At 66.0% G+C, this 16,586-nt stretch carries 21 protein-coding genes and 1 other RNA gene; 10 read left to right on the top strand and 12 right to left on the bottom strand.

Annotated features, from left to right (window positions below; translation table 11 throughout):
• Positions 1-6 precede the first annotated feature (6 nt).
• From AB4099_RS14545 to AB4099_RS14520, 6 genes are all read right to left on the bottom strand, one after another.
• Positions 7-1,188, bottom strand: coding sequence for a serine hydrolase domain-containing protein (locus AB4099_RS14545; RefSeq protein ID WP_441478587.1), 1,182 nt, complete (start codon positions 1,186-1,188; stop codon positions 7-9).
• Positions 1,189-1,196: 8 nt separating this feature from the next.
• Complete coding sequence (locus AB4099_RS14540) at positions 1,197-1,613, bottom strand: VOC family protein (protein ID WP_441478586.1); 417 nt, start codon at positions 1,611-1,613, stop codon at positions 1,197-1,199.
• A 54-nt stretch (positions 1,614-1,667) separates the two neighbouring features.
• Complete coding sequence (locus tag AB4099_RS14535) at positions 1,668-2,144, bottom strand: DUF1579 domain-containing protein (protein WP_113516845.1); 477 nt, start codon at positions 2,142-2,144, stop codon at positions 1,668-1,670.
• Between the two features lie 45 nt (positions 2,145-2,189).
• Entirely contained in the window at positions 2,190-2,729 is a 540-nt protein-coding gene (locus AB4099_RS14530) for an SRPBCC family protein (protein ID WP_441478585.1), read from the bottom strand.
• A 42-nt stretch (positions 2,730-2,771) separates the two neighbouring features.
• A complete protein-coding gene (locus AB4099_RS14525; protein WP_441478584.1) occupies positions 2,772-3,194 on the bottom strand; it encodes a DoxX family protein in 423 nt (140 codons plus the stop codon).
• An 89-nt stretch (positions 3,195-3,283) separates the two neighbouring features.
• Complete coding sequence (locus tag AB4099_RS14520) at positions 3,284-3,664, bottom strand: ArsR/SmtB family transcription factor (protein WP_441478583.1); 381 nt, start codon at positions 3,662-3,664, stop codon at positions 3,284-3,286.
• Positions 3,665-3,825: 161 nt separating this feature from the next.
• On the opposite strand from AB4099_RS14520, the gene AB4099_RS14515 reads away from it, so the two are divergent.
• From AB4099_RS14515 to AB4099_RS14490, 6 genes are all read left to right on the top strand, one after another.
• Positions 3,826-5,280: an AMP nucleosidase gene (locus tag AB4099_RS14515; RefSeq protein WP_113516843.1), complete on the top strand. Its 1,455-nt coding sequence runs from the start codon at positions 3,826-3,828 to the stop codon at positions 5,278-5,280.
• Between the two features lie 79 nt (positions 5,281-5,359).
• Positions 5,360-6,646: a phosphopantothenoylcysteine decarboxylase domain-containing protein gene (locus tag AB4099_RS14510; protein WP_441478582.1), complete on the top strand. Its 1,287-nt coding sequence runs from the start codon at positions 5,360-5,362 to the stop codon at positions 6,644-6,646.
• Between the two features lie 5 nt (positions 6,647-6,651).
• Positions 6,652-7,137, top strand: a complete 486-nt coding sequence (dut, locus tag AB4099_RS14505) for a dUTP diphosphatase (protein WP_441478581.1) — start codon at positions 6,652-6,654, stop codon at positions 7,135-7,137.
• Positions 7,134-7,583: an RrF2 family transcriptional regulator gene (locus tag AB4099_RS14500; RefSeq protein ID WP_113516840.1), complete on the top strand. Its 450-nt coding sequence runs from the start codon at positions 7,134-7,136 to the stop codon at positions 7,581-7,583. Before dut ends, AB4099_RS14500 begins: the two co-directional genes overlap by 4 nt.
• An 86-nt stretch (positions 7,584-7,669) precedes the next feature.
• Positions 7,670-8,656: a cysteine synthase A gene (gene cysK, locus AB4099_RS14495; RefSeq protein ID WP_441478580.1), complete on the top strand. Its 987-nt coding sequence runs from the start codon at positions 7,670-7,672 to the stop codon at positions 8,654-8,656.
• Positions 8,653-9,105 carry a GNAT family N-acetyltransferase gene (locus AB4099_RS14490; protein ID WP_113516838.1) on the top strand — a complete coding sequence of 151 codons (453 nt, stop codon included), beginning with the start codon at positions 8,653-8,655 and terminating at the stop codon, positions 9,103-9,105. Before cysK ends, AB4099_RS14490 begins: the two co-directional genes overlap by 4 nt.
• Before the next feature lie 41 nt (positions 9,106-9,146).
• Here the strand turns inward: AB4099_RS14490 and AB4099_RS14485 are convergent, their stop codons facing one another.
• Entirely contained in the window at positions 9,147-10,016 is an 870-nt protein-coding gene (locus AB4099_RS14485; RefSeq protein WP_441478579.1) for a VOC family protein, read from the bottom strand.
• Positions 10,017-10,307: 291 nt separating this feature from the next.
• Entirely contained in the window at positions 10,308-11,363 is a 1,056-nt protein-coding gene (locus AB4099_RS14480) for a YihY/virulence factor BrkB family protein (RefSeq protein ID WP_441478578.1), read from the bottom strand.
• A 254-nt stretch (positions 11,364-11,617) separates the two neighbouring features.
• On the opposite strand from AB4099_RS14480, the gene AB4099_RS14475 reads away from it, so the two are divergent.
• Positions 11,618-12,322 carry an outer membrane protein gene (locus AB4099_RS14475; RefSeq protein ID WP_113516835.1) on the top strand — a complete coding sequence of 235 codons (705 nt, stop codon included), beginning with the start codon at positions 11,618-11,620 and terminating at the stop codon, positions 12,320-12,322.
• A gap of 18 nt (positions 12,323-12,340) precedes the next feature.
• On the opposite strand, the gene recR is transcribed toward AB4099_RS14475, so the two are convergent.
• The 4 genes from recR to ffs all read right to left on the bottom strand — a co-directional run bounded on the left by recR (position 12,341) and on the right by ffs (position 15,391).
• Entirely contained in the window at positions 12,341-12,946 is a 606-nt protein-coding gene (recR, locus tag AB4099_RS14470; protein ID WP_113516834.1) for a recombination mediator RecR, read from the bottom strand.
• 13 nt (positions 12,947-12,959) lie between these two features.
• Positions 12,960-13,280, bottom strand: a complete 321-nt coding sequence (locus AB4099_RS14465; protein WP_113516833.1) for a YbaB/EbfC family nucleoid-associated protein — start codon at positions 13,278-13,280, stop codon at positions 12,960-12,962.
• Between the two features lie 24 nt (positions 13,281-13,304).
• Positions 13,305-15,155 (bottom strand): DNA polymerase III subunit gamma/tau, encoded by a 1,851-nt coding sequence (locus AB4099_RS14460; RefSeq protein ID WP_441478577.1) that lies wholly within the window; start codon positions 15,153-15,155, stop codon positions 13,305-13,307.
• A gap of 139 nt (positions 15,156-15,294) precedes the next feature.
• Positions 15,295-15,391, bottom strand: an RNA gene (gene ffs, locus AB4099_RS14455) — signal recognition particle sRNA small type.
• Positions 15,392-15,622: 231 nt separating this feature from the next.
• Here ffs and AB4099_RS14450 point away from each other — a divergent pair.
• The 3 genes from AB4099_RS14450 to rnpA all read left to right on the top strand — a co-directional run bounded on the left by AB4099_RS14450 (position 15,623) and on the right by rnpA (position 16,575).
• A complete protein-coding gene (locus AB4099_RS14450) occupies positions 15,623-15,754 on the top strand; it encodes a hypothetical protein (protein ID WP_441478576.1) in 132 nt (43 codons plus the stop codon).
• A 231-nt stretch (positions 15,755-15,985) separates the two neighbouring features.
• Positions 15,986-16,120 (top strand): 50S ribosomal protein L34, encoded by a 135-nt coding sequence (gene rpmH / locus AB4099_RS14445; RefSeq protein WP_038364779.1) that lies wholly within the window; start codon positions 15,986-15,988, stop codon positions 16,118-16,120.
• An 11-nt stretch (positions 16,121-16,131) separates the two neighbouring features.
• Positions 16,132-16,575 carry a ribonuclease P protein component gene (gene rnpA / locus AB4099_RS14440; protein WP_441478575.1) on the top strand — a complete coding sequence of 148 codons (444 nt, stop codon included), beginning with the start codon at positions 16,132-16,134 and terminating at the stop codon, positions 16,573-16,575.
• Positions 16,576-16,586 lie beyond the last annotated feature (11 nt).

Genomic DNA, 16,586 nt, shown 5'->3' with positions numbered 1-16,586 from the left:
CGCCCCTCAGTCGGCGACCGCCCGATAGGCCAGGACCTGGAATTCCTGGCTGAGGGCGGCGTCTTCCGGACTCTGCATCAGTCTCTGGCTCAGGAAGACCGTGACGAGGTCCCGATACGGGTCGATATTGAGGCTGGTGCCGAACCCGCCTTCCCAGCCATAGCGCCCCGGAACCGCCGAGATGGGGTCGGGCTGCGTCGCGATCCCAAGGCCGAAACCCCAGCCCGTGCTCTCCCAGAAGCCCGGGAAGAACGGCGAAACCGCCTTCTGCTCCGGCGTGATCTGATCCCGCGTCATCTGCTCGACCATCCCTGGCGAGAGGATGCGCTGCCCGCCGTGCTGCCCGCGCGCCAGAAGCATGTGCCCGAACCTCAGGACATCATCGGCCGTCGAGACCAGCTCGCAGGGAAAGGCGGGCGCGCGGGCAAACGCCCCCTCGGCGCCGCGATCGAACAGGACGAGCCGGCCCAATTCCGTATCGAGATGATAGGCGCTGGCCAGTCGTTCGACCTCGCCCGCCGGCGCGCTGAAACCGGTATCGACCATGCCCAGCGGTCGAAACAGACGTTCCTGCATGAGATCGTCAAGCGGCTTGCCGGCAACCCTGGCCAGGAGCACTGAGAGCACGTCGAAACCGGTATGATACATCCAGACTTCACCCGGCTGGTGGATCAACGGCAAGGCGCCGAGCTGTTTCATCCACGCATCGGGCGACATCTCAGGGTTCATTGGACCGGGCGCGACGCCGGCATCGGCCATTGCCTGCTGGATCGGGTAACGGCCCGGCGGCGCCATGATGGCGCCGATGCCGAGCCTCAGCGTCAGCAAATCGCGCAAGGTGATGGATCGCTTGGCCGGCACGGTATCGTCGAGCGGGCCAGCGATGCTGCGCAGGACCCGGCGGTCTGCCAGCTCCGGCAACCAGGGCTCGACGGCATCATCGAGCCCGATCGCTCCATCCTCGACCAGCGACAGAGCTACGACCGCCAGCATGGGCTTCGTCATCGAGGCAATGCGGACGATCGTATCGCGACGCATCGGCGTGGCACTGTCGAGATCGGCGAGGCCGAACGTCTCGACATGCACGTCATCACCCCGGGCGATCAGCGTGGCGATCCCGGCGACGGCACCGCGCGTGACATGGCCGCGCATCGCGGCGGCCATGTCGGCGAGGCCCCTTTCGGACAAGCCAGCGCTCATCCGTTCTTGAACTCGGCATTGACCATCCAATGCGTACCGAAGCGGTCGGTCAGCATGCCGAAGCTCTTGGACCAGAAGGTCTCCCCGATCGGCATCTGGATCTGACCGCCCTCCGAGAGCCCCTTGAAGATGCGCTCGGCCTCCGCGACCTCCTTGACCATGACGTTGACATAGACGCTGCGCATCGGGCCGCTGCTGCGGTCCGGCGGCGCATCGGACGCCATCAGCATCTGGCCGTCGAGTTCCAGGCAGGCGTGGATGATCTTCTTGCGCCAGTCCGGCGAGACGTCGTTCTCCGCCGGCGTGCCTTCATGGCTCATCATCGCGGTGATCTTGCCGCCGAGCACCTTCTGGTAGGTCGTGAACGCTTCTTCGCAATTGCCGTCGAACATCAGATAAGTCGAGAGCTTCATGGGGCTATTCCCTTGAGAAACGGCCGGTCATGCCGGCCCGGATGAGCTGGCTGATCAGGTCTTCTGGTAGTGGGCCTTCATGAACTCGGTCCAGTTGCCGTCGGCGCCAAGGACCTTCGAATAGAACAGTCGTTCGGTCGGGCTCCTGAGCTCGATGATGTCCCGGTATTTCGCCGTCGTGCCGTCTCCGGAGAAGCTTGGCCCTTCGGATTCGAGCGTCAGGATCTTGCGGCTGTCGTCGAGAAAACCTTCATAGGCCCAGATCATCGCCATCATCGAGCCAAGCCAAGTTCCGACGAAACGGCCCTTCTGGGGGTCGAATCCGAGCGTGATCTGCATGGTTGAGGCACCGCCGCCAGGCATCTCGCTCGTGCTCTCCCCAACAACCCAGAGATCGCCGATGGAACGAAAGGTCTCCGAGCCCTTGAAGATCTCGTCCGGCTTGTCAGGCGAGCAGTTCGATTCGTAGGTCCAGTTGCCGACGAGCTGCTGAAGCCAGCGATGCTCGTCCTGCGGTTCGACAGTCTGCATGGGCTTATCCTCCTCTGTGCTGGATCTTCGGGACATGAGACAGGTCTAGCGCTCGGCCGCCATCTTCAGATTGGCGAGGCCGGTCTCGAAATCGCCTCCGATCATGCGATCGACGTTGAAGAAGACGTGCATGATCCGGGCGAGGAACGGTGCCGGGCCGGTCATGGTCCAGATCACCTCGGTCACTGCCCCGCGAGGTTCGAGGGCGAATGTGACCTCGTTATGAGCCTCGAAGGGCTTGATGAAATCGAGCCTCAATCCAACCTTGCGCGGAGCCGAGGCCTCGACGATCTCCATACGCCCCTGGCCGACATTCTTGTCGCCATCCCAGGCATAGACCGCGCCGATGCCGCTTTCCGCACCGCTGAAGCTGCGCTTCATCGCCGGGTCTTTCTTCTCCCAGGGCGACCAGGCACCCCAGCTTCGGAACCCATTGATCAACGGAAAGACCTGCTCGGGCGGCGCGTTGATGGCAAGCGAGCGTTGGACACGGAAACTGTCGGGCTTCATCGCGGCCAGGACAAGCACGATGACGATGCCGAGGGCGAGAATGGCGGCAATGGCCCAGAGAAAGGTGTTGAGCACGGAACGCTCCTGTGACGGATCGAGATGGAGTGGCGAGAGCTGCTAGGCGCTTCGCAGCGGGATGAGTGCGCGCAGCCTCGGATCGCGCAGGTAGAGTCCGCCCCAGGCCATGAGGCCGAGATAGAGCCCAAAGAAAAGGTGGCTGAAGAGCGGGCTGCCGACCCGCAGATGCGTCGCCATGGCACCGCCAAGCAGCCCCGTAAGCAGCACGGCGCCAAGAATGGAGGTGCGGGGATAGGCATAGAGCAGCGCAATGATCAGCGTCATGACGCCGAGCCCCCGGGCCAGCTCGTTGCTTCCGGAATATCCCAGCTGCTGCAGCGTATCGTTGACCACCTGCAGGGGCGCCAGCTTGATGCCGCCGTCGAACAGCAGGAACGCGACGACGACGCCGCTCAGCACCCGTCCCGTCCAGAGTTTAGCTCTTGGCTCCGCGAAGGCGGGCTCGGTAATCGATAGAGACATGATGCTCTCCAAAGTTGTTTGATTGGGATCTAAGATCTCATTGCGAGCAGACAAGACCGCCTGCATTCCCGGGCGATGACGGGCCGCGATCATTGTCCGCCCTCCTCCTGCGAAGGCGGCCTCAGCGACAGCGCCGCATTCTGGTCCTCAGTCCTCAGCTCCAGGATCATGCTCTCCAGCCTGTCCAGGCTCTGGTCCCAGAAGACCCGGTAGTGCTCGAGCCAGGCGGCCACATCGCGCAGCGGGCCGGGATCGAGCCGGCAGGGCCGCCACTGGGCCTCGCGACCACGCGAGATCAGGCCCGCCTTCTCGAGCACCTTCAGATGCTTCGAGACGGCCGGGAGGCTCATCGCGAAGGGCTCCGCCAACTCCTTGACGGAGGTTTCCCCCAGCGCGAGGCGCGCCAGGATGGCCCGCCGCGTTGGATCGGCGAGGGCAGAGAGCGTGGCGCTGAGGTGGTCCGGCGACATCAACTAAACCGATCGGTTAATTAACTGATCGGTTTACTAATGCAGCAAGGCCGTAACGTCAAGCGCCCGTTGCGAGCCCGCCGAACGCCCTGGCCTGCAGACCATCGGCTGGCCCGATGCCGGTTGTTGTCAGGAGCGCCCGCAGCCGGCTAGAGTCAGCCATGAGCTTCGAGATCGCCGCCACACCGCATGACGCCATCAACCGGTTGGAGGCGCTTTATGCCGAAGCGAAGGACGCGCTACGCGCCGATCTCCAACGCTTCTTCGACACGAGACAGCCGCCGACGCAGGAGGAGCGCGCCCGCTACCGCTACCCGATGCTGCGCGTCACCTATGAGCCGTCGAAGCTGCCGGCAGCGACACGCCGCGGCTTCGCCAAATTTGCGGCGCCTGGCATCTACTCGACCACGGTGACCCAGCCGGCCGAGTTCCGGGCCTATCTGCTCGACCAGCTCGAGCCCCTGGTGACGGAATACGGCGCCACCATCGAGACGGGCATCAGCACCCAGGAAATTCCCTACCCCTATGCCATCGAGGGCGGCGACGAGCTGGGCGGCGGACGGATCTCGCCTGCGGAGCTTGCGCGGCATTTCCCGACGCCGCTGCTCTCGCTGGTCGGCGACGAGATCGCCGACGGCACCTTCGAGATCATCGAGGGCGAGCCACGCCCGCTCTCGCTCTTCGATGCCGTGCGCGTCGATTATTCGCTGCGGCGGCTGGTCCACTATACCGGTACGGACTGGCGGTTGGTGCAGCCCTGGGTGCTGTTGACCAACTACCATCGCTATGTCGACCAGTTCGTGCGGCTGGCACTGGCCGAGATCGAGGCCGGCACCGCCGAGGCGCTCGTCGCGCCGGGCGGTATCCGGATCGACCGCGAAGGCATCGATGTCAGCGCCGCCGAGCGCGTGATGTCCGCGCCCTGGCATCGCTTCCAGATGCCGGCTTATCACCTCATCCGGGCTGGAGGCGAAGGCGTCACGCTGGTCAATATCGGCGTCGGCCCGTCCAACGCGAAGAACATCACCGACCATCTCGCGGTGCTCAGGCCGAATTGCTGGTTGATGGTCGGCCATTGCGGTGGCCTCCGGCAGACGCAGATCATTGGCGATTACGTGCTTGCCCACGCCTATCTCCGCCAGGACGGCATCCTGGATGACCATGTACCGCCGGACATTCCGATTCCGGCGCTCGCCGAGGTCCAGGTCGCCTTGCAACAGGCCGCGGCCGAGGTCACGGGCGAGAAGGGGGACCGGCTGAAGCAGAGGCTGCGCACCGGCACCGTCGTGACGCAGGACGACCGCAACTGGGAGCTGCGCTGGACCAAGGAGCGCCGCCGTATCAACCTGTCGCGCGCCATCGCGGTCGACATGGAATCCGGGACCATCGCAGCACAGGGCTACCGGCTGCGGGTGCCCTACGGCACCTTGCTCTGCGTCTCGGACAAGCCGCTGCATGGCGAGATCAAGCTGCCCGGCGCCGCCAATGCCTTCTATGAGCGCGCAGTCGGCGAGCATCTGAAGATCGGACTGGCCGCGCTGGAGAAGCTCAAGGAAGCCGGCAGCACGATCCATTCACGAAAGCTGCGTTCCTTCGACGAGCCGCCCTTCCGCTAAAAGCCCTTGCACGTCCGCCCCATGACAGCCGCGCCTCCGCGATGCTAGGTGAAGGGCTTCTTGCCTCGGGAGCCCGCCCTTGTCCGCATCTCGCTCCGTTCTGCTGATCATCGGCGGGGGAATCGCCGCCTACAAGGTGCTGGAGCTGATCCGGCGCCTGAAGGATCACGGCATCACCTCACGCTGCATCCTGACCAAAGCCGGCGAAGAGTTCGTGACGCCGCTCGCCGTCTCGTCGCTGGCGGGCGAACGCTGCTTCACCGACCTGTTCTCGCTGACCGACGAGGCCGATATCGGCCATATCGCGCTGTCACGCTCGACCGATCTGGTCGTCGTCGCTCCCGCGACCGCCGACCTGATCGCCAAGATGGCGACGGGCCTTGCCAATGACCTTGCCTCGACAGCCCTGCTCGCCACCGACAAGCGCATCCTGATTGCGCCGGCAATGAACCCGCGAATGTGGGAGCACCCGGCGACACGGCGCAACATGGCACAGCTCGAGAAGGACGGAGTGCTCGTCGTCGGACCGAACTCCGGCGCCATGGCCGAGCGGGGCGAAAATGGCGTCGGCCGCATGGCCGAGCCCCATGAGTTGCTGGCAGCGATCGAACAGGCGCTGGCCGGCGAAACCCGGCTCTCCCCGGTTGGAACGATCGGCTTCCTTGGTCGCAATCCGGGCGGCACGTCCAGTGCATCCAAGCTGCTTGCCGGCAAGCGCGTGCTCATCACCTCCGGGCCGACGCATGAGCCGATCGACCCCGTGCGCTACATCGCCAACCGGTCCTCCGGAAAGCAGGGTCACGCGATCGCAGCCGCAGCCGCGGCCGCAGGCGCCAGCGTGACATTGGTCTCCGGCCCGGTCGCGATCGCCGACCCGGAGGGGGTGACCACGATCCATGTCGAGTCCGCCCGCGAGATGCTGGCCGCGGTCGAAGGCGCGCTGCCGGCCGATATCGCGATCTTCGCCGCCGCGGTCGCCGACTGGCGCGTTGCGGAAGAGGCGCCCGGCAAGCTCAAGAAGCAGGCCGGCGCGAGCGCGCCCGCCCTCGCCCTCGTCGAGAATCCCGACATCCTGGCGACGATCGCCGCACGCGAGATCGATCGCCCGGCGCTCGTCGTCGGCTTCGCAGCCGAGACCGATCACGTGATCGACTATGCCCGTGCCAAGCTGGCAAAGAAGGGCTGCGACCTGATCGTCGCAAACGATGTCGGCGGCACTGGGGTGATGGGCGGCGATGCCAACACCGTGCATCTCGTCACCTCCGACAATGTCGAAACCTGGCCGACCCTGCCCAAGGGCGAGGTCGCGAGCCGGCTGATTGCGCATCTGGCGCGCATGCCGCAGGCCAGCGAGACGGAACGCTGAGCGCCATGGTCACGCTTCCCATCAAGCGCCTGCCCCATGGCGCCGACCTGCCGCTGCCGGCCTATGAGAGCAGCGGCGCCGCCGGCATGGATCTCCGCGCCGCCCTGGCCGCCGATGAGCCCTGCGTTCTGGCGCCCGGTGGGCGTGGTCTCATCCCGACGGGGATCGTGCTGCAATTGCCGCAAGGTTTCGAGGGGCAGGTCCGCCCGCGCTCGGGCCTGGCCTTCAAGCATGGCGTCACGGTGCTGAATTCGCCCGGCACCGTCGACAGCGACTATCGTGGGGAGATCAAGGTGATCCTGATCAATCTCGGCACAGAAGACTTCGTGATCCGGCACGGCGACCGCATCGCCCAGCTTGTGGTCGCCCCGGTCTCACAGGCTGCCCTGGTCGAGGCTGCCACACTCGAGGAGACCGCGCGCGGAGATGGCGGCTTCGGCTCGACCGGCACCACTGGCGGCAAGGCGACGGCGGAAGGAGGCGGCCAATGATGCCGCTCTCGCACCGCAGCCTCCTCGCCGTCGCCGCTGTGGTCGATATCGCGCTGCATGCTCGCCCGTCGCCTGTCGCCGCCAAATTCCTGGCTGCACGCCACGACCTGCCGCCGCGCCATCTCGAAACCATGCTGCAGGCGCTCGTGCGCGCCGGCATCCTGAAGGGTGTGCGCGGCCCGCGCGGCGGCTATGAGCTCGCTCGCGAACGCCGCCGCATCACGGCCGGCGATATCGCGCGTGCAGCCATGCAGGAAACGAGCGATGAAACCACGCCCCTGCCGCAGTCCCGACTTATCGACGAGGTGGTCGGCCCAGCGCTGAGGCGGGCGACCGACGCTTTCCTGGCCGAGCTCGACAGCGTCACGGTCGAAGATCTCTGTCGCCAGTCCGAGCAGAAGTCGGTCTTCGGAGAGATCGCCCAGAGAGCCGATTTCACAATTTAATCATGTGATTAAACTTAATTATTCGACAGAAGATGTGAAATACGTTAGCCCTTCCATCCTGACCACATGACGCAAGGGAGGCCGCCATGGCCGAAGCAGCACAGAAGCTCAATCCCGCACAGGACAAGGCGCCCGGTCGCGGCCGGGTCTATGAGTCGATCACCGATACGATTGGTGACACCCCCCTGGTGCGGCTGAACCGCCTCCCGGCAGAACGCGGCGTCAAGGCAACAATCCTTGCCAAGCTCGAATTCTTCAACCCGATCTCCAGCGTCAAGGATCGTATCGGCGTCAACATGGTCGATGCGCTGGAAGCCTCAGGCGCTCTGAAGCCGGGCGGCACGCTGATCGAGCCCACCTCGGGCAATACGGGCATCGCGCTCGCCTTCGTCGCTGCCGCGCGCGGCTACCGCCTGATCCTGGTCATGCCGGAGACGATGTCGCTGGAGCGTCGCAAGATGCTGGCTCTGCTCGGCGCCGAACTCGTGCTGACGCCCGGCCCGGGCGGCATGCGCGGTGCCGTGGCCAAGGCCGAAGAGCTCAAGGCCGAGATCCCGGGTGCGATCATTCCGCAACAGTTCGAGAATCCGGCCAACCCCGAGATTCACCGCAAGACGACCGCCGAAGAGATCTGGAACGACACCAACGGCGAAATCGATATCTTTGTCTCCGGTGTCGGCACCGGCGGCACGATCACCGGTGTCGGCCAGGTGCTGAAGCCCCGCCGGCCCGGGCTGAAGGTCATCGCGGTCGAACCTGAGGACTCCCCGGTCCTCTCCGGCGGCCAACCCGGCCCGCACAAGATCCAGGGCATCGGCGCCGGTTTCGTTCCCGGCGTGCTCGATCGCTCGGTGATCGACGAGGTGGTGACTGTCGGCAACCAGACTTCCTTCGACACGGCTCGCGCGCTGGCCCGCCTCGAAGGCATCCCGGCCGGCATCTCTTCGGGTGCGGCAGTCGCTGCCGCGCTGGAAATCGGCGCGCGCCCCGGCAACGAAGGCAAGACCATCGTCGTGATCATCCCCTCCTTCGCCGAGCGCTATATTTCGAGCGCTCTCTTCGAAGGCCTGTGATCTCCAGCACGCTTCAGGTCGTCCGGCTCAGCGACACGCTGCCGGACGGTTTTTCTGCCCTGCAGGACGAAGCGGCGGCCGAAGGCTACCGCTTCGTCGACGGCTTGCGGGACGAGTGGCAATCCGGCCGTTATCGTGACGCCAACGAGCGGAACGCCCTGTTCGCGGTGTTTCGTGATGGGGTGCTCGCCGCAATCGGCGCGGTGACGCCGGATCCTTATGACCCGGCGCCCGACCTCCTGCGCATTCGCCATGTCTATGTCCGCCCCGCCGGCCGGCGCGGAGGCGTCGGCCGCCTGCTGGCGAGCGCGCTGGTGCAACAAGGGTTGTCGCTGGCGCCGAGGCTCTCGCTCAACGCCGCGGATTCCGGCGCCGCCGCTTTCTGGGAAGCCATGGGCTTCAAGCCCGATGGCGGCGGCACTCGCCGCAGCCATCTGCTCACTCGCTAGGATCGAAGCCTGGATAGGCTTTCCCGAAAACCGCAACCCAGTCAGCGGCGCAGGATCAGACAGTTATTCCAGGGGTCAGCGACGGTGACGGTGACTCCCTGATCACGACCGCCGGCAGCGATCATCCGCGTCCGCATCGCCGCGAAGACCTGATCGTCAGCGGCGACGAGTTCGAAGCTCGCAAGCCCTGCGTCGCCGTCAGCCCGCACGCCTGCCCCCCGACTGCCCCAGACATTGACGGCGATATGGTGGTGGTAGCCGCCGGTCGCGAGGAAGCTCGCGCCGGGATAATGCACCATCACGTCAAAGCCGAGGCCATCGCGGTAGAAGCCCTCGGCCTGGGCGGTGTCGCCGACGCGCAAATGAACATGCCCCATGCCCGTGCCGCTCGGCATGCGGGGATAGGCGGCTCCGTCCGACTCACGCAGGAGCTGGTCGAGATCGAGCCGATCGGTCGACATCTTGATGGCGCCACCATCGAGTCGCGGCCATTCCGGCCGGCTGCGATCACGATAGATCTCGATGCCGTTGCCTTCCGGATCGGAGAGGTAGAGCGCCTCGCTGACAAGATGGTTCGAGGCGCCTTCCAGCGGAACTCGGGTCCTGGCCGCATGCGCCAGCCAGTTGGCAAGGTCACGACGCGAGGGCAACAGGATCGCGAGATGGAAAAGGCCAGCGGCCGATACCGGTGCGCTCGCCCCCGCTTCGAGCCGCACCAATGGTACGCCGTCGACACCAAGCACCGAGAGGCCCGGCTCTTCCGAGATCAGCGTCAGCCCGATCGCGTCGCGATAGAAAGCCGTCAGGCGCGGCAGATCGCGCACCCGCAAGGAAACCGCGCCAATATGAAGGGGCGCGTCATAGGCCTCAAGCCGTAGCGGTGACGAAAGCTTGTCCTGAACCGTGAGCATCGCCGCCTCCGAAATTGATGCGGCCCGTTGTCCGCCGCAGCCTTCAATTGGCAATTATCCGGGCCATTGTCGCCCCTGGGCGTGGCAAGACCAAGATTGCAGCGACGCAATCTCCAATGACGTCAGACAGGGTTCGGGGTGTCGATCGCGAAATGAGAGATCCAGAGCCCCTCCCCACCCCAAGCAGGGCAGGTGAGCCGCTCACGCAGCTGGTTGCTCGCCCAGCAATGCACGCGCCGCCGGTGCGAAAGCTTCGGGTCGCTGGCGCGTGTCGTCAGGATCCAGCATCACCTACTCGTCGGCCATGGCAGCACCGACCCTGTCCGCCATGGTCGCGCCCCTGCGGCCGAGCGGCTTGGGGCGGCCGATCGTGGTGTCGCGCTCGGTCTGATGCTCGAGCTCGGCATTGAGTTCGGCGCCGGCGAGCACGATCATCGCCGACAGCCAGAGCCAGGTCATGAAGACCACCACCGTCGAGAGCGAGCCATAGGTCGCCGTGTAATTGCCGAGCGTTCCGACATACCAGGAAAAGGCCCATGACGCGGCCGTCCAGAGCAGCGAGGCGGCGATGGCGCCAGGCATGACCCAGGCGAAGCGCGGCGGCCGCCGGCTCGGCCCGATCCAGTAGAGGCAGGCGATGGCCAGCATCGCCATCACCACGAAAGTCGGCCAGCGCACCAGCCGGACCAGCTGCTCGAGCTCGTAGTGGAACGGGAAGAACGCTGAGATGACGGGCAGGATGGCGATCGCAATCAGCGCCGCCATCAGCAGCACGACTCCGCTCAGCGTGGTCAGCAGCGAGATCAGGTTCAGCTTGAAGAAGCTGCGCTTCTCCCGTTCGCGATAGATGATGTTCAGCGCATCGAAGACCGCCTTCACCGCGGCGTTCGCACTCCAGGCCGCCACGAGCAGGCTCACCAGGACAGCGAGGGACAGGCCGGTGGTGGATTGTGTCGCAAGCCGCATCGCCTGCTCGCGGATCAACTCGCGTGCGGCAGCCGGAAAGACGGTGGTGAGGCTGTCGAGTTGGCCGGCGATGGTCAGCGGGTCGGTGAAATAGCGGTACAGCGCGACAAGGAGCGAGAGCGCCGGGACAAGCGAAAGCAAGGTGAAGAAGGCGACCGCGCCGGCCAGAGAACTGAGCCGGTTATCGGCAACATTGCCGGCAAAGCGCAGCAGCACATCCTTCCAGCCAAGCCAGGTCATCTCGGGCGGCGAAGCCGCGTCGCGTCCGCGTGCAACCTCCTCACGCGAAGGCCGCGCACGCCAGCGCGAGATCGCCTCGGCCACGTAGCCCAGCGCCACCCCCGCGCCCGCCGCGCCCGTGATGCGTTTCAAGAAGGCCATGAAAACTCTCCGCCGCGCGATGGGTCGACACGCGGGCACCAGCCTAGGGCAAACCGGGCGGACGACGAGTTTGTTCCCTGAACGGGGGGCTTCCTGAGGTCGCTTATCCGTTTGTTAACCTTAACAGTTCCTAATCAGAACCAGAAAGCGCGCGCTTCGAATGCGTCAGCAAGGGCTTGCGACCTCCGCGTCCCGGATGACCGGGGGCACCGCATCTGGCCACCCGATCGGCGAACGACATACAGAGACCTGCGATGAAGATGTTCCTGAAAGCCGGCCTTGCGAGCCTCGCACTTCTGGCTGGCGGCGCGGCCTCCGCGGCGGACATGCCCTATCGCAAGGGCACGCTGCCGCCGGCTCCTGCGCTGCCGGAATTCTTTTCCTGGACCGGGTTCTATGCCGGTGGTCAGATCGGCTATTCCTGGGGCTCGGAGCGCACCCGCTTCATCGCCGCCAACGGCATCGGCGCAGCCTTCTCCTCCGATACCGATTCGGTGCTCGGCGGCGGTCATGCCGGCTTCAACTACCAGTTCGGATCCTATGTCCTCGGCATCGAAGGCGATATCGAGGCCCTGAATAGCAATGGTCGCTTCCATCATTCCCTCGGCATCGGAGAGGTGAAACGCGACTGGCAGGCCTCGATGCGCGGTCGCCTGGGCTTTGCGATGGACCGCTTCATGATCTACGCCACGGGTGGCGCGACCTTCACCGAGTTCGACCAGCAGCTCTTCGATCCGGCCTCGGGAGCGCGTGACAGCGCCCAGACATCACGTACAGGCTGGAGCGTGGGCGGCGGCCTTTCCTTTGCGCTGACCGACCATGTGATCGCCGGCGTCGAATATCGCTACACCGATTTCGGCCGGTTCAACCGCCTGGCGCGCGGCGCCTTCCTTGGTGTGACGACCGATCAGGATTCGACGCTGCACAGCGTCCGCACGAGCCTGAGCTACAAGTTCTGACGGGCGAAAAAGCCCGGATCAGAAGCCCGTGCGCTGGCGAATGGCGGCAGCGAGCGTGCCGTCGTCGAGATAGTCGAGCTCGCCGCCGACGGGCACTCCATGGGCGAGCTTCGTCACCTTGACCGGGAGATGGGTAAGCAGATCGGTGATGAAATGCGCCGTGGTCTGCCCGTCGACAGTGGCGCTGAGCGCCAGGATAACCTCCTTCACGGCCGGGTCGGAGGCGCGGGCCACCAACGCATCGAGCGTCAGGTGCTCGGGCCGGATGCCGTCGAGCGCCGAGAGCACGCCGCCCAGAACATGATAGCGGCCCGAAACGGCACCCGAGCGCTCGAGCGCCCATAGGTCGGAGACGTCGGCGACGACGACGATCACCCCATCGTCGCGGCGGGCGTCGCGACAGACCGAGCAGGGATTGCTGGTATCGATATTGCCGCAGGTCGTGCAGACGACGATGCGCTCGCGCGCCGCGGCCATGGCCTCGGCGAGCGGGCCCAGAAGCTGCTCGCGCTTCTTGACGAGATGCAGGGCTGCGCGCCGGGCCGAACGCGGCCCGAGGCCCGGCAGCTTGGCGAGAAGCTGAATCAGCCGCTCGATCTCGGGGCCGACAATGGCGCGTGACATGCGGACTTGCGGCTCAGAACAGTTTCATGCCGGGCGGGATCGGCAGGCCCTTGGTGATCTCGGCCATGCGCTCCTGCATCACGCGCTCGGCGCGGGCGCGGGCGTCGGTGCTGGCCGCGACGATCAGGTCCTCGAGAATCTCGCGCTCATCGGCCATCATCAGGCTCGGGTCGATCCTGACCGACTTGAGCGCGCCCTTGGCGGTCATCGTCACGGTGACCATGCCGCCGCCAGAGGCGCCCTCGACCTCGATCGTGTCGAGCTCGGCCTGAACATCGGCCATCTTCTGCTGCATCTGCTGCGCCTGCTTCATCAGGCCCATCATGTCGCGCATGGTGTCTCTCCGTATGCGAAAGTGTCAGAAATCGACGCCGTCGAAATCCGGCTCGCTGTCGTCGAACAGCGGCTCGGCATCAGACATGTAATCATCGTCGGCCGAGCCCGAGGACTGCGCCTCGGCAGCTTCCGCCGCCCGCGGATCGCGCACATTGACGATGCGGGCGCCGGGAAAGTGCTCCAGGACCGCCTTCACCGCCGGATGCGCGGCGGCGTCGCTCTCGCGCTGATCCTTGGCGGCAACGGCCTGCTCGCGCAGCGTCGCGCCTCCCTCCGCATTGACGATGACGACCATCCAGGTCTGTCCGGTCCATTCCTTGAGGCGGCGCGACAGATCATTGGCGAGCGTGCGCGAGCCACCTTCGACCAGGGCGAACTCGATCCGCCCCTGCTCGAAGCGAACGGGCCGCACATCGCGCTCGAGCGCAATCTTCAAGGTGATGTCGCGATTCTGCGAGGCGAGCGCGACGATATCTTCGATCGAAGCGACGAGCACGGCAGGGGCCGCAACCGCGCGTGGGGCGGCAGCGGGCGCGGGGTTGGCGCTGGCGAGCACAGGGCGTGCCGCGAGCGCCGTGTTGCCGCCACCGGAGGGCGGGCGCGGCGCGGCTGAACCGCCGTTGCCTGCACCAGCGGGAGAGCCATTGCCATCGCGCAGCATCCGCATGGCCTCGTCGGGCGTCGGCAGGTCGGCCGCATGGGTGAGACGAACCAGCACCATCTCCGCCGCCATCACCGGCCTGTCGGCCTGTTTCACCTCAGCCATGCCGCGCAACAGCATCTGCCAGGCGCGGGCCAGCACGCGCACCGACAGGCGGGCCGCGAAATCACCGCCGCGCACGCGCTCGGCCTGGCTCAAGCCGTTATCCCGGGCGGCTTCCGGCACGAGTTTCAGACGCGTCACCAGATGGGTGAATTCGGCGAGATCGGTCAGCACCACGACCGGATCGGCGCCGGCATCATATTGCGCCCTGAGTTCGCCCAGCGCCGCCGCGATATCGCCCTTCATCACCGACTCGAACAGGTCGATGACGCGGGCCCGATCGGCGAGGCCGAGCATGGAGCGCACATCCTCGAGCGTGATTCGGCCGGCCGCATGGGCGATGGCCTGGTCGAGGATCGAGAGAGAATCGCGAACCGAGCCTTCGGCGGCGCGGGCGACGGCGCCGAGCGCCTCCTCCTCAGCGTCGACCCCTTCCGCCTTGCAGATATTCGAGAGATGGCCGACGAGCAGGCTGCCATCGACCCGGCGCAAATCGAAGCGCTGACAGCGCGACAGCACCGTCACCGGCACCTTGCGGATCTCGGTGGTGGCGAAGATGAACTTTGCGTGCGGCGGCGGCTCTTCCAGGGTCTTCAGGAAGGCATTGAACGCCGCCCCGGTCATCATGTGCACTTCGTCGATGATGTAGACCTTGTAGCGCGCAGAGACCGGCGCGTAGCGCACGCTGTCATTGATCTGGCGGATATTGTCGACGCCGTTATTCGAGGCGGCGTCGATCTCCATGACGTCGATATGCCTGCCCTCGATGATTTCGCGGCAATGCACGCCGAAACGCGAGAGATCGGTGGTCGGCCCACCCGACCCATCCGCGCTCTGGAAATTCAGGGCACGCGCCAGGATGCGGGCCGTGGTCGTCTTGCCGACACCGCGGACGCCCGTCAGCATCCATGCCTGCGGGATACGGCCGGCGGCGAAGGCGTTGGTCAGGGTACGCACCATGGCGTCCTGGCCGATCAAGTCGCCGAAATGGGCGGGGCGGTACTTGCGCGCGAGCACCCGATAAGGCGCCGCGGTCGCGGCGGACGCTGGCGCGAGGCCGGGGAAGCCCAGCTCTTCAACGGAATCGGCAGCGGCGGTCTCGTCGGTCATCCGCATGCTTTCGCCAATCGGGAGGCGACGGTCAACGCCGGACTTGCAATACTCCGGCCGGGACGAGGCAGGAGCGGCCCCGATCCAAGGCTTGGATCGAAGACCTGGCAAGCGGGAGCAGCGCGCAAGGCAGCCGCAAAGTGGGAGGCTGGACGAAGACCCGTTCGGTCTCGTTAGGGCTGCTTCCTTCCGGACCTGACCCGGTTGGCGAGTGAGACGTCCCTCGCCAACCTCCCGGGCGCTATATCGTGCATGTCGGTCGAGAGCGCAAGCAGGAGCTGCGCCTTGTCGCGCAGTCCGACCGGGCGATCCCCCTCTTCCGCCGCGAAGAGATTCTGAGCCTCGGCATTGAGGATTGCTTGCGACCGAGAGCCGCCCGGCCGCCTCCCCCAGCGCGGGCGCGCACCGCCTATATGACAGAGCCAGCCCGATGAACCTCCCCGTCCATCATCCGCGAGCCGATCGGCATGTTCGTCGATGACGGCTCCCCGACGCCGGCCATCCTCGGCGTCATCAACCTTGCACCGGCAGCCACCTGCAACGTTTTGCCACCGTTCGCCATCGCAGGCCTGTACTCGCTGGCTGCATCGCGGCTCTGATGATGAGCGTCTTCAAGGCAGCGCGGGCCGAGCAGCCTGGCCAGCCGATCCGCGCGGCATCGTCGCAGGATGCGCCTTCGGCATTGACTCGCCCCCGGCCTTCCGCCATAAGCCCGCGACCTGCGCAGCCTTTCGGGCGGCGCCGCCCCTTTTGCATGACAGGCTTGGCCGGCCGATTTTCCCCAGCGGAAACCCGGTCGCCATGCCGGAACAAGGCCCCGGAGACGGACCGTGAAGAGAACCTATCAACCCAGCAAGCTGGTTCGCAAGCGCCGCCACGGTTACCGCGCCCGTATGGCGACCAAGGGTGGCCGCAAGGTCATCGCCGCCCGCCGGGCGCACGGCCGCAAGCGCCTGTCGGCCTGAGCTGCCGGCGCGTGACCTGCGCGCCGTTTCCGGAAGACAGGCCCATCGCCATGCGCCACGCCCGTCTGACCGAACGCAAACAGTTTCTGGCGGCGGCCGAGCATGGCCGCCGTTTTCGTTCGCCTGCCTTCACGGCGCAGGTGCGCGACGCCGCGGGTGAAGAAGGTCGTCACGGCCTGCGCCTCGGCCTGACCGCTTCCCGCAAGGTCGGCGATGCCGTTGAGCGCAACCGCATCCGGCGCCGTCTGCGCGCCGCCGCGAAACAAGCACTTGCCACCCAGGCCGACCGGCCCTGCGATCTCGTGATCGTCGCGCGGCGAGAGGTGCTGACAGCTCCGTTTTCCGCGCTGATCGCCGATCTTTCCGTCGCGCTCGATCGCGCCAGACCCGCAAAACCCGGCCGCAGGCCGACCGACAAGCGCCCCACCAGTGGCGGCACCCGTCCCCAGCCTTAGGCCAAAAGCCC

It is taken from the genome of Allobosea sp. 2KB_26 (assembly GCF_052115715.1).
Classification (GTDB): Bacteria; Pseudomonadota; Alphaproteobacteria; order Rhizobiales; family Beijerinckiaceae; genus Allobosea.
Note: the sequence above shows the minus strand (reverse complement) of the source record. Positions and strands in the feature narration are given on the sequence as shown.

Coding starts and splice junctions, on each gene's coding strand:
- cysK (WP_441478580.1), top strand. CDS start 7,670: ATGGCCGAAGCAGCACAGAAGCTCAATCCCGCACAGGACAAGGCGCCC.
- dut (WP_441478581.1), top strand. CDS start 6,652: ATGGTCACGCTTCCCATCAAGCGCCTGCCCCATGGCGCCGACCTGCCG.
- AB4099_RS14535 (WP_113516845.1), bottom strand. CDS start 2,144: ATGCAGACTGTCGAACCGCAGGACGAGCATCGCTGGCTTCAGCAGCTC.
- AB4099_RS14485 (WP_441478579.1), bottom strand. CDS start 10,016: ATGCTCACGGTTCAGGACAAGCTTTCGTCACCGCTACGGCTTGAGGCC.
- AB4099_RS14520 (WP_441478583.1), bottom strand. CDS start 3,664: ATGTCGCCGGACCACCTCAGCGCCACGCTCTCTGCCCTCGCCGATCCA.
- recR (WP_113516834.1), bottom strand. CDS start 12,946: ATGTCACGCGCCATTGTCGGCCCCGAGATCGAGCGGCTGATTCAGCTT.
- AB4099_RS14480 (WP_441478578.1), bottom strand. CDS start 11,363: ATGGCCTTCTTGAAACGCATCACGGGCGCGGCGGGCGCGGGGGTGGCG.
- AB4099_RS14540 (WP_441478586.1), bottom strand. CDS start 1,613: ATGAAGCTCTCGACTTATCTGATGTTCGACGGCAATTGCGAAGAAGCG.
- AB4099_RS14450 (WP_441478576.1), top strand. CDS start 15,623: ATGTTCGTCGATGACGGCTCCCCGACGCCGGCCATCCTCGGCGTCATC.
- AB4099_RS14475 (WP_113516835.1), top strand. CDS start 11,618: ATGAAGATGTTCCTGAAAGCCGGCCTTGCGAGCCTCGCACTTCTGGCT.
- AB4099_RS14465 (WP_113516833.1), bottom strand. CDS start 13,280: ATGCGCGACATGATGGGCCTGATGAAGCAGGCGCAGCAGATGCAGCAG.
- AB4099_RS14500 (WP_113516840.1), top strand. CDS start 7,134: ATGATGCCGCTCTCGCACCGCAGCCTCCTCGCCGTCGCCGCTGTGGTC.
- AB4099_RS14515 (WP_113516843.1), top strand. CDS start 3,826: ATGAGCTTCGAGATCGCCGCCACACCGCATGACGCCATCAACCGGTTG.
- AB4099_RS14525 (WP_441478584.1), bottom strand. CDS start 3,194: ATGTCTCTATCGATTACCGAGCCCGCCTTCGCGGAGCCAAGAGCTAAA.
- AB4099_RS14460 (WP_441478577.1), bottom strand. CDS start 15,155: ATGACCGACGAGACCGCCGCTGCCGATTCCGTTGAAGAGCTGGGCTTC.